11 protein-coding genes are annotated in these 15,827 nt (G+C 64.2%); all 11 read left to right on the forward strand.

Going from position 1 to position 15,827, the window contains the following annotated elements:
• Nucleotides 1–209: 209 nt before the first annotated feature.
• The 11 genes from AC57B1_RS29240 to AC57B1_RS29290 all read left to right on the forward strand — a co-directional run bounded on the left by AC57B1_RS29240 (nucleotide 210) and on the right by AC57B1_RS29290 (nucleotide 15,689).
• A complete protein-coding gene (locus AC57B1_RS29240; protein WP_496419419.1) occupies nucleotides 210–2,954 on the forward strand; it encodes a winged helix-turn-helix domain-containing protein in 2,745 nt (914 codons plus the stop codon).
• 154 nt (nucleotides 2,955–3,108) lie between these two features.
• Nucleotides 3,109–4,248, forward strand: a complete 1,140-nt coding sequence (locus AC57B1_RS29245) for an acyl-CoA dehydrogenase family protein (protein WP_408482224.1) — start codon at nucleotides 3,109–3,111, stop codon at nucleotides 4,246–4,248.
• 26 nt (nucleotides 4,249–4,274) lie between these two features.
• A complete protein-coding gene (locus tag AC57B1_RS29250) occupies nucleotides 4,275–5,462 on the forward strand; it encodes a lipid-transfer protein (RefSeq protein WP_496419420.1) in 1,188 nt (395 codons plus the stop codon).
• A gap of 75 nt (nucleotides 5,463–5,537) precedes the next feature.
• Entirely contained in the window at nucleotides 5,538–6,473 is a 936-nt protein-coding gene (locus AC57B1_RS29255) for an SDR family oxidoreductase (RefSeq protein WP_408183773.1), read from the forward strand.
• A 36-nt stretch (nucleotides 6,474–6,509) separates the two neighbouring features.
• Nucleotides 6,510–8,078 carry an acyl-CoA synthetase gene (locus AC57B1_RS29260; protein ID WP_496419421.1) on the forward strand — a complete coding sequence of 523 codons (1,569 nt, stop codon included), beginning with the start codon at nucleotides 6,510–6,512 and terminating at the stop codon, nucleotides 8,076–8,078.
• A 48-nt stretch (nucleotides 8,079–8,126) separates the two neighbouring features.
• Nucleotides 8,127–9,284, forward strand: coding sequence for an acyl-CoA dehydrogenase family protein (locus AC57B1_RS29265; protein WP_408183777.1), 1,158 nt, complete (start codon nucleotides 8,127–8,129; stop codon nucleotides 9,282–9,284).
• Nucleotides 9,285–9,310: 26 nt separating this feature from the next.
• Nucleotides 9,311–10,309, forward strand: coding sequence for an acyl-CoA dehydrogenase family protein (locus AC57B1_RS29270; RefSeq protein WP_496419422.1), 999 nt, complete (start codon nucleotides 9,311–9,313; stop codon nucleotides 10,307–10,309).
• Between the two features lie 87 nt (nucleotides 10,310–10,396).
• Nucleotides 10,397–11,191 (forward strand): crotonase/enoyl-CoA hydratase family protein, encoded by a 795-nt coding sequence (locus AC57B1_RS29275; protein WP_408348722.1) that lies wholly within the window; start codon nucleotides 10,397–10,399, stop codon nucleotides 11,189–11,191.
• Complete coding sequence (locus tag AC57B1_RS29280; RefSeq protein WP_496419423.1) at nucleotides 11,184–12,269, forward strand: NAD(P)H-dependent flavin oxidoreductase; 1,086 nt, start codon at nucleotides 11,184–11,186, stop codon at nucleotides 12,267–12,269. Before AC57B1_RS29275 ends, AC57B1_RS29280 begins: the two co-directional genes overlap by 8 nt.
• An 89-nt stretch (nucleotides 12,270–12,358) precedes the next feature.
• Nucleotides 12,359–13,915: an acyl-CoA synthetase gene (locus AC57B1_RS29285; RefSeq protein WP_496419424.1), complete on the forward strand. Its 1,557-nt coding sequence runs from the start codon at nucleotides 12,359–12,361 to the stop codon at nucleotides 13,913–13,915.
• A gap of 415 nt (nucleotides 13,916–14,330) precedes the next feature.
• Nucleotides 14,331–15,689, forward strand: coding sequence for an MFS transporter (locus AC57B1_RS29290; RefSeq protein WP_496419425.1), 1,359 nt, complete (start codon nucleotides 14,331–14,333; stop codon nucleotides 15,687–15,689).
• Nucleotides 15,690–15,827 lie beyond the last annotated feature (138 nt).

Genomic DNA, 15,827 nt, shown 5'->3' on the forward strand with positions numbered 1-15,827 from the left:
GGCTGGCTCACTGAGCGCGGCACAAGCGACCCACGGCTTCCATAGAGTCGAACCCTCCCTGCGCCTTTTACCCACCCGAATCGGGTAGGTGGGCGCTAAATTGCCCGACGGGTGGCGTCGCACTCCTATACTCGGCAAAGCGCGTTCCGGCGTGACGGTACGCGTCGCGAGACTTCTCTCACGTTATCCGGTTTCTCAGCTTTCCCCGTATGTCCGAATCCAATGAACACTCAGGAGACGTGCGCGTCTCCCCCAGACTCGCTATCGAGCCCGTCACCGGTACGAGATTGATTCCGCCTCGGGCGGCGCGCCAGCTCATGCCGCGCGAAGCCTTGATGGCGCGCCTGCTCGAAGCGCGGCGGCAGCGTTGCGTGGTGATTCAGGGGCCGGCCGGCAGCGCCAAAACCAGCACGATGCTGGCCCTGCGGCAAGCCATGCTGACGCTGGATTTCGACGTGGCCTGGCTGTCGCTCGCACCTGAAGACGACGACCTGACCGCGTTCTTTCACGGTCTGCTCGCGAGCCTTGCCAGTGTGGATCCGGCGATCGCGCGCGAAGCGGAATTGCTGGTCGGCCGTGAAAGCGACGAGACGGCGGTCGAGCATTGGGTGATCACGCTCGTTCGCGGGATTGCGCGCCGCAAGCGCGAGCTGGTGCTGATGCTCGACGACGTTCATTACCTTCAGAACGCCCGGATTCTCGAAGCGATGCGCTGGCTGCTCGATTACGCGCCACCACAGCTTCATGTCGTACTGGCTTCGCGGCGGGCGTTGCCCGTTTCGCTGGCGCGCCTGCGCTCGCAGGGTCTCGCGACCGAACTCGATCGACGGGATTTGCGCTTTTCGGCCGAAGAATCAGAGCGGTTCTTGCGCGAACAACTCGGCGACATCGCCAAACGGGACGCGCAGGTCGTGCATGAACTGACCGACGGCTGGGCGGCGGGCCTGCAATTGTTCGCGATCGACCTGAAGACCCGCAAAGGCGCGGCCTTCGCGCCTGCAACGGTGCGCGACGCCGAGACGTTCGCGCGCTACTTCGAACGCGAAGTGCTGGTGCGCCTCGCGCCGGACGATCTGCTTCTGCTCACTCGCGCGGCGTTGTGCGAACGATTTTGCGCACGTCTTTGCGCGAGCTTGATGCAGCATGCAGATGCGGTTGCAGACGTCGCCTCCCGACTCAGTCGCCTGGAGGGCGACAATCTGTTCATCAGCCAGATTGGTGTCGGACAGGACGGCGAAACCTGGTATCGCCTGCATCCTCTGCTGCGCGAGGTGCTGCAGCGCCGGGTCGCCGGGCTGCCGGCCGCGGAATTGCGCGAACTGCATGCGGCGGCCTGGCTGTGGCTCAGTGAGCAAGGTTATGTCGACGAAGCCGTGCATCACGCCGTGCTGGCCGACAACGCACAGGCTGCCGCCGACCTCGTGGAGGGCTGCGCGCACGATCTGCTCGCGCGCGGCGAACTCCGGCAGCTGGCGGGCCTGGTGCGCCGGTTGCCTCCGGCGCAGATCACGGCGCGTTTCGATCTGCGCGTGATCACGGCCTATCTGCAAATGTATGCGGGGGAAACCGATGCGCTCATGCAGAGCATCCAGCAGATAGCGTCGCGCAGCGAACGGCCAGACCCGCGTCAGCGCTACGCGCTCGCGCTGCTTCGCGGCGGCCTCGCGCTACAGCGCGACGACACGGATTCGGTCGTCGCGCTATTGCCTGAACTGCAGCGCGTTCCCGCGGACGCGGACGATTTCACCCGTGCGGGTCGCGGCAATATCCTCTCGTGGATGTTCATCCATCGTGGTGAATATGAACAGGCGCGCAAGGTGTTGGAGGAAGGTGCGCCGCATGGCGGCGCGCCGCGCGGCATCCTGCTTGGCCGGTGCATGAGCGGTATGACACACGCCGCCGAGGGGCAGGTGCTGCTCGCCGAGCGGGTCTTTTGCGACGTGCTGGCGGAAGCGGAAAAACAGGGGCCGGCCTACGTCGGCATTGCGTGTATGGCCGCGGCGCTGCTTGGCGAAGCGCTCTACGAACTGAACGATGTCGATGCCGCACTCGGTCTGTTGGACGAACGCATCGACGTGCTCGAGCGTGTGTCGATTCCGGACACCGTGTTGCGGGCGCTGGTGGTGCTCGCCGGCGCGCACTGGTTCGCGGGCCGGCGGCTCGAGGCGCGCGACTATCTCGATCGGCTCGAAGACTACGCGAAGCGTCATGGTGTGGATCGTCTCCTCGCCAACGCACTCTGTTTGCGCTCGCGCTGGCTGCTGGAAGAAGGCAGTCTCGATGAAGCCGAGGCGGCGCTGCTGCGCTGCGAAGCGCTCGCGGCGCGTTATGCCGGCGCGGCACGCAGCACGGCATGGGAAATCAGCGTCTGCGCCGATCTTGCGCGCATTCGCATGTGCCTGCATCTGAACGATTTCGACGGCGCGATGAATCGGCTCAAGCCCCTCAGCGCGCTGTCCGAAGCGGGAGGGCGGTGGTGCCGCGTAGCCGGGTTGCGGTTGCAGATGTCGATTGCCGAGATGGGGCGCCACAACGAGAGAGCGGCGCGTGAGCATCTGGTCGAGGCGCTGCGTCTCGGGCACAGGCTGGGGCTGATGCGCAGCCTGCTGGACGAGCTTGGACCCTGCCGGCAGATTCTCGACCCGCTGCCGTCGGAACAGGGCTTCGATCCCGTTCTCGCTTTCTATGCCCAACGGCTGATCGACGCCGGGCAGGCAACGGCGCCTGCCGCGCCACAGACGCCTGCGATGCACATGCCGATCCAGTCGCTCAGCGAACGCGAAAACGAGGTCCTGGGTCTGCTTGCTCTTGCATTGCCCAACAAGAAGATTGCGCGGGTCATGGACGTTTCGCTCGATACGGTGAAATGGCACCTGAAGAACATCTACAGAAAGCTCGAAGTGTCGGGCCGCGACGGCGCCGTCGCCAGGATGCGCGACGCGGGCGCGCGATAACCGCCGTCTCACCCGCAGTCCTCCATCCGCCTACCCCCACTCTACGGGGGTAGGCTCGCTCCCCACCCCCGCCACGCACAATGCGTTTATGGAAGCAGCCGACCGACAACCCCGGTCAGCGCTGCCAACGCATTCAATCGATAAGGAGCGTGCGGTGGAAGTCAAACGTAATGTCTATCGCGAGGATCACGAGATGCTGCGTGAAACCGCGCGGCGTTTCTTCGAACGGGAATGCCTGCCGCGTCAGGCGAAGTGGGACGAGGCCGGCTGTGTCGATCGCGAGACGTGGTTGAAGGCGGGGCGGGAAGGTCTGCTGTGTGTGACCGTCCCGGAAGAATACGGCGGTGGTGGCGGCGATTTCGGTCATTCGGCGATCGTCGCGGAAGAGCTGCATCGTGCCGGCGTGTCGGGTTTCAGCTATTCCGTGCACTCCGATATCACCGCGCCGTACATCGTGCGCCTCGGCACCGAAGAGCAGAAACGCAACTGGTTGCCGCCCATTTGCCGCGGCGAAAAGATTCTCGCCATCGCGATGACCGAGCCCGGCACGGGCTCTGATCTGAAGTCGATCCGTACCACAGCGGTGCGCGATGGCGACGACTACGTGATCAACGGCAGCAAGACTTTCATCTCCAACGGCCTGAACTGCGACATGGTGGTGGTGGTCTGCAAGACCGACCCGTCGGCGGGTGCGAAGGGCGTGAGCCTGATCATGGTCGAAACCGACCGTGCCGGTTTTCGCCGTGGCCGCAAGCTCGAGAAAGTCGGGCAGGCCGCGGCTGACACTGCCGAACTCTTTTTCGACAACGTGCGCGTACCGGCAAGCAACCTGATCGGTAACGAGAACGGCGGCTTCATTCACCTGATGGAAGAGTTGCCGCAAGAGCGCCTGATCATCGCGGTGTATTGCGCCGCGAAGCTGGAGCGGCAACTCGAACTGACGTTGCAATACGTGAAGGACCGTCGCGCTTTCAATCAAACCGTGTGGGACTTCCAGAACACCAAATTCAAGCTGGCCGATGTGAAGGCGCAAGCCGTCGCGGTCCGCACGCTGGTCGATTACTACATCCGCGAACACATGGAGCGCAAGCTCACGCTGCAGGAAGCGGCCATCGCCAAGCTCTTCGCGACCGAAGCGATGTGGAAGTGCATCGACGAAATGGTCCAGTTGCATGGCGGTTACGGCTACATGCTGGAGTATCCGATTGCCCGTGCCTTTGCCGACATGCGCGTCACGCGCATTTTCGGCGGGACCAGCGAGGTTCTGCGGGATCTGATCTCGCGCAAGCTTTAAGTCTCCTTACCTTTTGAGGCAGCATCATGAGCGAAAAAGTACTGGTAGCGGGCGTCGGCATGATCCAGTTCGCCAAACCCGGCGCGAGCCAGAGCTACACCGAAATGGGCGCTGAGGCGACCCGCCGCGCGCTGGCCGATGCGGGCATTGCGTACGACCTCGTACAGCAGGCATTCGCGGGCTACGTCTACGGGGACTCCACGTGCGGCCAGACCGCGCTGTACGAAGTGGGCATGACGGGCATTCCGATCGTTAACGTCAATAACAATTGCTCGACGGGTTCGACCGCGCTTTATCTCGCGCGCCAGTCAATCGCGACCGGCGACGCCGACTGCGTGCTCGCGCTCGGTTTCGAGCAGATGCAGGCCGGTGCATTGAAATCGCACTGGGACGACCGACCAGTGACGCGTGCGCGTTTCGTGCCGATCATGCACGGCCTGACCGCCGACCTCGCGCATCTTCCGCAGGCGCTGCGCACATTCGGCGGCGCGGGCCGCGAGCATATGCAGCGTTACGGCACGCGCATGGAAACCTTCGCCGCGGTGCGCGCGAAGGCGAGCCGCCACGCGGCCAACAACCCGCTCGCACTGTTCCGCAAACAGGTGACGACCGAAGACGTGATGAACGACACGGTGCTGATGCCCGGCGTGATGACGCGTCTGATGGCCTGCCCGCCGACTTGTGGCGGCGCGGCGGCGATCCTCGTCTCCGAGAAGTTTGCGAAGAAGCATGGCTTGCGCACGGGTGTGCAGATCGTTGCGCAATCCCTCACGACGGATCCGCCGGCTTCGTTCGATCCGCCGTCGATGCTGAACTACGTCGGCACGCACATGACGCGTTCGGCCGCGAACAAGGTCTACGAAAAAGCCGGTATCGGACCGGAAGACATCGACGTGTGCGAACTGCACGACTGTTTCGCGCACAACGAAGTCATCTGCTACGAATCGCTTGGGTTCTGCCCGGAAGGCGGCGCCGAGAAGTTCGTCAACGACGGTGACAACACGTACGGCGGCAAGGTGGTGGTCAATCCGTCGGGCGGCCTGCTTTCCAAGGGGCATCCGTTGGGCGCGACCGGCCTCGCGCAGTGTTATGAGTTGACCCACCAGTTGCGCGGCACCGCTGACCAGCGCCAGGTGCAAGGCGCGAAGCTCGCGCTTCAACACAACCTGGGCCTGGGCGGCGCGTGTGTCGTGACGCTGTACGGCAAGCACTGAACGCGTGAGCGCAGGCCGGCGGCAAGTCGTCTCCTGCGCAAACGTCTGGATAGCAAACAGCACTGAGGATTTCCCATGCAGCAACTTTGCAAGAATCGCGTTGTGGTCGTCACCGGCGCCGGTCGAGGCCTCGGACGTGAATACGCTCTGGAGTTCGCCCGTCAGGGGGCGAAAGTCGTCGTCAACGATCTCGGCGGCAAGGGGGATGGTTCGGGCGCGGCGAGCGGTCCGGCGCTTGACGTGGTCGCCGAAATCGAAGCGCTCGGCGGCGAAGCTGTCGCGAACTTCGACGACGTGGCCGACTGGCAGGGCGCGAAGAACATGATCGACACGGCCATTTCCGTTTTCGGCGGACTCGACGTGCTGGTCAACAACGCGGGCATTCTGCGCGATCGCACGCTGGTCAACATGAGCGAGGAAGACTGGGACTCGGTGATTCGCGTACACATGCGCGGCACTTTTGCGCCGTCGCGCCACGCTGCCGCATACTGGCGCGAGGAGGCCAAGGCGGGTCGCGAGCGGGTGGCGCGGCTCATCAACACCAGTTCGTCGTCGGGTCTGTACTGCAATCCTGGCCAGGCCAACTATGGCGCGGCAAAGGCCGGTATCGCCGCCATGTCGGTGATTGCGGCTCGCGAACTGGAGCGCTATGGTGTGACCGTGAATGCGATCTATCCGACCGCAATGAGCCGCCTCACCGAAGACATCTTCGCGAAGCGGCGCGACGAATTCACCGCGGGCGCCGCACCGGGCTTCGATCCGCTGGATGCCGGCAATGTCGCGCCCCTCGTGGCATGGCTGGGCAGCAGTGCGTCGAGCGGTATCACCGGGCGTGTGTTTGGCGTGCGCGGTGGCCGTATCACGGTGGCCGAAGGCTGGCATGCCGGCCCGCGCATCGAGAAGGACGGGCGTTGGGATGCGGCGGAACTCGGTGCTTTGATACCGGGGTTGGTGGAGCAGGCCGCGCCGAATGCGCTGACCTCCGGCGAAATTCCGGAGACGGTAGCGTAAGCGCCCGAAACCTTCACGCATCGCAGGAGAGTCTGCATGAGCGGAACCCCAAAGTACCTCGGCGACCATGCCGAACTGACGCCGGATAAGGCCGCCGCGATCAACAGCACGAGCGGCGAGGTGTTGACCTATCGCGAACTCGACCAGCGTTCGAATCGCTTCGCGCAGTGTCTGTACGCAGCGGGGCTGCGGCGCGGCGACCATATCGCGATGGTGCTCGAGAACAACATGCGCTGCTTCGAGGTGTGTTGGGCGGCGCTGCGTTCCGGCTTGATGATCACGCCGGTCAATCGCTACCTGACCGCGGCGGAAGCAGCCGGCATCATCGAGGACAGCAACGCGCAAGTGGTGGTCAGTTCGTATGCAATGCGCGAGCTCGCGGCCGGACTGACCAGCATGATGCCGACGTGCCGTCTGCGGCTGATGGTCGACGGCACCATTTCCGGCTGGGAAAGCTATGAAGCCGTGACCGGCCGCTATCCCGCCAGTCGTCTTGACGACGACTGGCTGGGCGCCATGATGATCTATAGCTCGGGCACGACCGGCCGTCCGAAGGGCATTATTCGCGCGCAGCCTCAGGGCCGGGTGACCGAAGGTTCCGGTTCCGCGCGCCGCCCGCAGTTCGAGCGCTATGGCTTTGACGCGCAAACGGTGTATCTGTCGCCGGCGCCGCTCTATCACACCGCGCCGCTCGGCTACGGAATCGAGACGCAGTTTGGCGGTGGCACCGTGGTCTTCATGGAGAAGTTCGATCCGCTCGAAGCGCTGCGGGCGATCGAGCGCTATCGCGTCACGCACAGCCAGTGGGTGCCGACCATGTTGATCCGCCTGCTCAAGCTCGGCCCCTCGCTGCGCGATGCATTCGACCTGTCGAGCCACCGGGTGGCGATTCATGCGGCCGCACCGTGCCCACAGGAGGTCAAGCGGCAGATGATCGACTGGTGGGGGCCGATCATCGAGGAGTATTACTCGTCGACTGAGGGCAATGGCGTGACCACGCTCAGCACCGAGGAGTGGCTCGCGCATCCCGGTTCGGTTGGCCGCGCGCTGCTCGGCGTCATTCATATCTGCGACGACGACGGCAACGAGTTGCCGGTCGGCGAAACCGGCACCGTCTATTTCGAGCGGGACCAGTTGCCGTTTCACTACCACAACGATCCCGACAAGACCCGTGCCGCACAGCATCCCCGCTATCCGGCGTGGACGGCGGTCGGCGACATAGGTCATGTGGATAGCGACGGCTATCTGTATCTGACCGATCGCAAGGCGTTCATGATCATCTCCGGCGGAGTCAACATCTATCCGCAAGCGATTGAAGACGCGCTGGCCGTGCATCCCGATGTGCAGGATGCGGCGGTGATCGGCGTGCCCGACGCCGAGATGGGCGAGCAGGTCAAAGCGATTGTCGAACCGATGCCCGGCGTGGTGCCGTCGGACGCGCTCGCGGAACGGCTATTGGCTTACCTGCGCACGCGAGTGGCGCGCTACATGGTGCCGCGCTCGATCGATTTCATCGACGCGATGCCGCGCCTGCCGACCGGCAAGCTGTACAAGCAGGCACTGCGTGAGCGCTATGACGCACGAGCGGAGCGTGCGGATTCATAACCCGCAGACCCGCAGCGGCGAGGCGACTACAAAAATCTGGAGTGAGACGTGAACAACCTGTTGGATGCTTTCCACCTGACGGCGCTGCCCGCCGCGGCCGAAGCGTTCCGTGCGGACGTGAAGCACTTTCTTGACGAGCACCTGCCAGCGGCGCCGGACGATGTTCGTGCCCGTTCCTGGATGGGCTTCGACGCGGAGTTCAGCCGACGTCTCGCGGCGCGCGGCTGGATCGGGCTGACCCTGCCGGCGAGTTACGGCGGCGCGGGCATGGACGCGTTCCGACGCTTCGTGCTGGTCGAGGAACTGCTGGCCGCGGGTGCGCCGGTCGCGGCACACTGGATCGCCGACCGTCAAAGCGGGCCGTTGATTCTGCGTTACGGCACCGAGGCGCAGAAGGACTTCTACCTGCCGCGCATCTGTGCCGCGAGCGCGTTCTTCTGCATCGGCATGAGCGAGCCCGACTCGGGTTCCGATCTCGCGAGCGTGCGAACCCGTGCGGTGCGCTGCGACGGCGGCTGGCGTCTGACCGGGCGCAAGATCTGGACGACCAACGCGCAGCATTGCCAGTACATGATTGCGCTGGTGCGATCGTCGGGCGTGCCGGAGGATCGGCAGAAGGGGCTGTCGCAGTTCATCGTCGATCTGTCGCTGCCCGGCGTCGACGTGCGGCCGATCGTGGATCTCACTGGCGACGCCCACTTCTCCGAAGTGACGTTCGACAACGTATTCCTCGCCGACGACGCGTTGATCGGCGACGAGGGTGCCGGCTGGCAGCAGGTCACAGCCGAACTGGCTTTCGAACGCAGCGGCCCCGAGCGGCTTTATTCGAGCGTGGTGCTGCTCGACTGCTGGCGCGCGCAACTGCGCCGCCACGGCGCGAACGACGCCGACCTCGCCTTGCTCGGCGGCTTCGCAACGCAACTGGCCACGCTGCGCTGCCTGTCGATCGCGGTGACCGCGAGACTCGCGCATGGCGAAAGCCCGGTGGTCGAGGCTGCGCTCGTCAAGGACATCGGCACCGAGTTCGAACAGGCCATTCCCGCGCAACTGGAAGCGGCGATCAGCGCGGACCCTGCCCAGACCATCGATCCCGAGTTGTATCGCACGGTGGCCTACCTCAGCCAGATCTCGCCGACCTTCTCGCTGCGCGGCGGCACGCGCGAAGTGCTGCGCGGCATGATCGCGCGCGGTCTTGGTTTGCGCTAACCCATCTGGACGAGGAAGAGACCTGCATGTTCACCGAAGCCATTGAAGCTATTCTGCGCGACCGCGCCACACCCGAAGCGATCCGCGCGATCGAGAACGGCGGCACGCCCGCGTCTATCTGGAACGCAGTGGAGGAGGCCGGCTTTCTGGAGTTGCTGACGCCGGAAAGCGACGGCGGCGCCGGACTGTCGTTGCCGGCAAGCGCGCCGGTTTTCACGGCCCTTGGGCGCTATGCGGTCCCCGTGCCGCTCGCACAGAGCATCGCGGCGCGTGCGCTCCTGCGCGGCACCGGAGTCGCGGCGCCTGCCGGCATGACGACGCTCGCGGGCGCTTGCCGCCGTCGCGAGAATGGCGCGTTGGAGGCGCCTCAGGTGCCGTTCGGCATGACCTGTGACCACGTACTGGCCAATGTCGACGGTGATTTGCTGCTGCTTGACGCCGCGCGAGCCGAACGCAAACCCTGCGGCGTGCACGGCAGCTTTAGCGGCACGCTGAGTTGGGGCATCAATGCCGTGCCCGCGCCGCTCGGCGCGAACGGCGAAGAGGTGCTGCGGTTCAGCGCTGCGATCCATGCGGCAGCTATCGCCGGCGCGATGGATCGCGTGTTCGCAATGACGCTGCAGTACTGCAACGATCGCTCGCAATTCGGCAAGTCGATTGGCAAATTTCAGGCGGTGCAGCATCAGTTGAGCGTGATGGCCCAGCACGTGGCGTCGGCCGGGATGGCATCCGAACTGGCGTTCTCGGGCGCGGGCGCCGTGCCCGAGCGGCTCGCGACAGCGATCGCCAAAGCGCGCACGAGCATGGCGGTGCCGCTGGTGGCGTCGACGGCGCATGCGTTGCATGGCGCAATCGGCGTGACTGCCGAATACGATCTCCAGCTCTACACGCGCAGGCTGCATGAATGGCGCATGGCGGACGGCTCGGAGGCATTCTGGAATCGCATGGTGGGGAGCGCGGTGCTCGCGCAGGAGCACGGCACGTTCGCGGACTTCGCGCGAACCGCGCCATGCGCCGCCGCATGAAGAGGTGAAAGGCGGACAGCGCATCTGCTCACGCCGCTCCGGCGTCAGCGGAAAACCTATACAGCAGCGGAGACGATTAGACATCCTATGAGCCAATTTCTGAACTACGAACAGGACGGACACATCGTCACGCTGACGATGAACGAACCGGAACGGCGCAATCCGCTCACCGGCAACACAGCGGTGGAGGAGTTTCTGACGGCGATCGCGCGCATCGAAGCCGACCGTTCCGTGCGGGCCGTTATCCTGACGGGCGCCGGCACGGCGTTCTCGTCGGGCGGCAATATCCACGACATGGAACGGCATGCGTCGGGCACGCTGCCCGGCATGGAGATTCGCCAGGATTACCGGCGCGGCATTCAGCAACTCCCGCTGGCGTTGTTCAATCTGGAGGTGCCGGTCATTGCCGCCGTGAATGGCGCGGCGATCGGCGCGGGACTCGACCTTGCCTGCATGTGCGATATCCGCATTGCGTCCGAGCTTGCAAAATTCGCCGAGAGCTTCGTCAAGCTCGGCATCATTCCCGGCGACGGCGGCGCGTGGCTGCTGCCGCGCATCATCGGTTTGTCGCGCGCCGCGGAGTTGACCTTCACGGGCCAGATGATCGACGCGCAACAGGCGCTCGAATGGAATCTGGTTTCCCGCGTCGTGCCGCACGGCGAACTTCTCACCGTCGCGCAAGGCCTCGCGCGTTCGATCGCCGCCAACCCGCCTCACGCAGTACGGCTGGCCAAGCGCTTACTGCGCGAAGGCATGCATTGCCGGCTGGACACGCTACTGGAAATGTCGGCGGCTTATCAGGCGCTCTCGCATCAAACGGCAGACCATCGCGAGGCGGTTGCGGCGTTCATCGAGAAACGGTCGCCGTCGTTCAATGGATAGAGCGGCCGCCGATCGTCTGGCATGCGAAGGCGCTCGCGAGCCGGCAACCACGCAGCGCTTTCGCACACGCATTACCGATTGCTTCGGCATTCGCCATCCGATCCTGCTCGGCGGCATGCATCACCTCGGCCAGTCGGGCATTGTCGCGGCGGTGGTGAACGCGGGTGCGATGGGCTTTATCACCGCGCGCTCGTTCAGCAGTGCGGATGCACTGCGCAGCGATCTGCGCCGTTGCAGAGCCCTGAGCGAGGGCCGGCCCTTCGGCGTGAATCTGACGTTGTCGCGCCGCGCAGAACTGAATCGCGACGTCGCCGACTGGATCAGGATCGCGCTCGAAGAAGGCGTGCGTCACTTTGAAAGCGCGGGCGCGTCGCCTGAGCAGTTGGTAGAGCCGATTCGACAGGGCGGCGGTGTGCTGATCCACAAATGCCCGAGCGTGCGCCATGCGGTGAGCGCGCAGCGCCTCGGTGTGGATGCACTCGCGTTGGTCGGCCTTGAAGAAGGCGGCCATCCCGGCGCCAATCAGCTTTCCGCATTCGTGAACGGGGCATATGCACTAGAGAAGATTCATGTTCCGCTCGTGATCGGCGGCGGTATCGGCAACGGTCGTCAGATTGCCGCCGCGCTTGCGCTAGGCGCCGACGGCGTGGTGATGGGCAGCCGCTTCATGGTCGCCTCGGAAATCGCCGCACACGATGCGTTGAAGCAGCGCATTGTCGCCGCCGACGCGCATTGCTCGACCGCGATCCTCGCATCGCTCGGCGACACCTGGCGCGTGCTGGACAACGAGGCCGCGCGCGAGGTCCAGCGGCTCGAAGCCGCGGGTGCTCGCCGGCACAGTGACTTCGGCGATCTGATCCTGTCGTCGCGGACGCGGCAACGCGTCTATCAGGACGGCGACGTGGAGGCCGGCATCGTGTCGCTCGGACCGGCAGGCGGCTTCGCGGACGCGATTGTTCCGGCCGCGCAGATCGTTGAGCAATTGATCAGCGACGCGGCGCAGGCAGCGCGCGCGTTCGCGCAGCGTGTTGTCGGCGCGGACGCGCGCTCGTGTCCTGCGTCCATGTCCGTGGCCTGAACACCTCTTGCCTCGCGTGCGTGCGCGAGATCCGGTGAGGTTCGCAGCACGGCGGCCTTAAACGCTCATACACAGCCAAGGAGACCAGCATGTATCTGACCCAGGGCCTGCATCGCTCGCTTCAGCAGAACCCGGACCGGGTGGCGATTTCGTTCAAGGGACGTCGGCGGACGTTTCGCGAGTTCGCGGATCGGACCGCGCGTCTGGCGGCCGCGTTGCGTGGAATCGGCATGACAGCGGATGATCGCATCGGCATGCTCGCGCTCAATTCCGACCGCTACCTCGAATACGTAATGGGCGTGTGGTGGGGCGGTGGCGTGCTGAACCCGGTCAACATTCGTTGGAGCGTGGCGGAGATCGCCTATTCGCTGAACGATTGCGACACGCGCATCCTGATCGTCGACGACCACTTCGCCGATATCGCGCCGGAAGTGTGCGCGCTCGCCCGGACCGCGCCGATCCTGATTCATGCCGGCGACGGCGCGGCGCCGCCCGGCATGCTCTCGTTCGACGCGTTGATCGCGGCCGCTGCGCCGATGCCTGACGCCGGCCGTGGTGGCGCCGATCTCGCGTGCATCATGTACACCGGTGGCACGACCGGTTTTCCGAAGGGCGTGATGCAGACGCATCTGAACGTCTGGTCGTCGTGCATCATGCGGATTGCCGAGTCCGCGCCCCTGCCCGATAGCGCGGTTCTGCATGCGGCGCCGTTCTTCCATGTCGCCGGGCTCGGACGCGCGCTCGTGCAGTTCATCGCCGGCGAGGCGCACGTCGTCATTCCGGCCTTCGACGCGGGCGAGGTGCTCAAGGCGATCGGCGAGGAGCGCGTAAGCGACACGCTGCTCGTGCCGACCATGATCCAGACGGTGCTCAATCATCCCGACTTTGCCCGCACCGATCTGACCAGCCTGAAGCGCCTTACCTACGGCGCGTCGCCGATCCCGGAAACGCTATTGGACCGGCTGATCGAAGCCTTGCCAAATCTGCAGCTCGCGCATTCTTACGGGATGACCGAGGCGTGTCCGAGCATTTCGGCGAACTCACCTTCCAACCACGATGAAGCGGGCCGCAAAAGCGGCCTGTACCGCTCGATCGGTCGCGGCTTGCCGGGACTGATGGTGAAGGTGGTCGATTGCGACGGCGAGGAAGTGCCGCGCGGCACGGTCGGCGAGATCGTCGTGCGCGGGCCGAACGTCATGGCCGGCTACTGGAAGAAGCCCGAGGAGACCGCGCAGGCCGTTCGCGACGGCTGGCTGCATACCGGCGACGGCGCGTACATGGACGCGCAGGGTTATCTCTACATTGTGGACCGCATCAAGGACATGATCGTCAGCGGTGGCGAGAACGTTTACTCCGCCGAAGTGGAGAGCGTGATCGCGCGGCATCCCGCGGTCGCCGCCTGCGCGGTCATCGGAATTCCGCACGACACGTGGGGCGAGGCCGTGCATGCCGTGGTGGTCTGCAAGCCTGGCGTGACGCTCGGCGAAGACGATATTCGCGGACATTGCCGCCTGTTCATCGCCGCCTATAAGTGCCCGAGGACCGTCGAGTTCCGGGAGCAACTGCCGTTGTCGGCTGCCGGCAAGGTTCTGAAGCGGGACATCCGTGCGCCGTACTGGGCGGGCAGGCAACGCAACATTAATTGACCAGCCTCGCCATCCCGCGCCATGGCGTGCGATGTGGTTGAGGACACCGGTACTACCCGTACCGAATGTCCGGCCACTACGCGGGTTAGGTGCAACGATCCGAGGCTTGCCTGATCACGAGAATATTCTGGTTTTAACGATGAGTTGTTGTTTATTAAATAAGTATAACTAATTCAAGAGGAGGCAAATGTGTGAGGAAGTCGTTTCTGGCAATGACGCCGATGGACATTGGCAGGCGGAGCGACGGGCGTGGATCCAGGGATGTGACAAACCTTCCAGGCGGAATCGAATTGCCTGCTTGATGTTCCCGGTAGCAGTCGAATGATGTCGGCAGTTCACTCATTCCGCGTGCCATGAATGACGATATTTCTAAAACTCCGTGAATGTTGCGGACCGGTAAGAATAGGAGGCGGGCATGCATTTGCCATCGCAGACAATAGACGTAAAGCAGTTCATCGACAACCGAAGCTTCTCGCACTATCAATGGCTCGTCATCGCGTTGTGTTTTCTGATTCTCACAGTCGACGCGTATGACATTGCCGCCATCGGCTATGCGGCGCCATCACTCATTGGCGAGTGGCATATCACGAAAGCTCAACTGGGCACTGCAATGAGTGCGGGAGTGCTGGGAATGACGGCTGGCGCGCTACTCGGGGGGGCGCTGTCAGACTGGAGCAGCCCTAAACGGGTGTTGATCATCATGATGATGACGTCCGCAATCGGGAGCATCCTGACCGCGTTGGCCGGCAGCGTTGCCGCACTCGCGGCACTGCGCTTTATCACCGGCCTGGGGTTGGGGGCGGCGATGCCGGTGGCTTTAACGGTTGTGTACGAATACACCCCGACTCGCCGCGGTCCGCTTCTCGTCAATTTTGTGAATTGTGGCGTCATGCTGGGCGCGGCGGCGTGTGGACTGATTGCGGCGGTCCTGGTCCCCGCGTTTGGCTGGGCGAGCATTTTTGTCGTCGGCGGCGTGGTACCGCTTGTCCTCGCCGTAGTGTCGATATTCGTGCTGTCCGAGCCGCTGCGATTCATGGTATCGCGAGGCTTGCCGTCTGAGCGCGTGGCAACTGTGCTGCGACGCATCGCCCCCGATACATCCTTCGACGGGGCTCACTTCGTGATTTCAGAGGACGCGGAAACCCGGGGAAAGCAGGGCGTGTCAGTGATTTTGTCGCGCGGTTTCCGGTTCGGTACGCTGATGCTGTGGTGCGCCTACTTCTGTGCTGCGTTTGTGTATTACCTGTTGAACGGCTGGATGCCGCTGTTGCTTCGGGGCAGCGGCGTTACCACTAGTCAGGCTTCCTTCATTACCGGGCTGTTCTCGCTAGGCGGAATGGCAGGCACCCTTTGCCTGGGGTGGTTGATGGGGCGCTTCGAGAAGAACAGCGTCGTGGCGATTGCCGTTGCCGGCGGGGCGCTGGCCATCTGGCTACTCGGCGAGCAAAAGGGCAGTCTCATGCTTCTCGCGCTCAGTACGTTTGCTGCCGGCGTGTGCGTGAATGGCGCGGTGATGTCGATGGCGGCTTTGGCAGCGTCGTTCTATCCAACCAGTGGCCGCGCGACCGGCGTGTCGTGGATGACCGGCATGGGCCGGTTCGGCGGTATGTTGGGTCCGGTTGCAGGCGGGTTGATGCTGAAATTCAACCTCGACGTGAGCACGGTGTTTTCGCTGCTGGCGATTCCACTGTTGATCCAGGCGGTGGCGCTGTGGCTGAAACGTTCCGCAACCGACGGCTCCGCACCGGTCGAATACCCGTCGAACCTCGCGTGAACCTCGCGTGAACCTCGCGTGAACCTCGCGTGAACCGTCGCGCGCTCAGGCGTGGATCGATTGTATAAGCTGCCTCCCGCGAGGCAGCGCAACGATCCCGGGCACCGGTCAGCTCCCGTGTGCCCGAGCACTACAGCA

The organism is Paraburkholderia sp. BGA-UO-ETr-F21 (genome assembly GCF_059567925.1).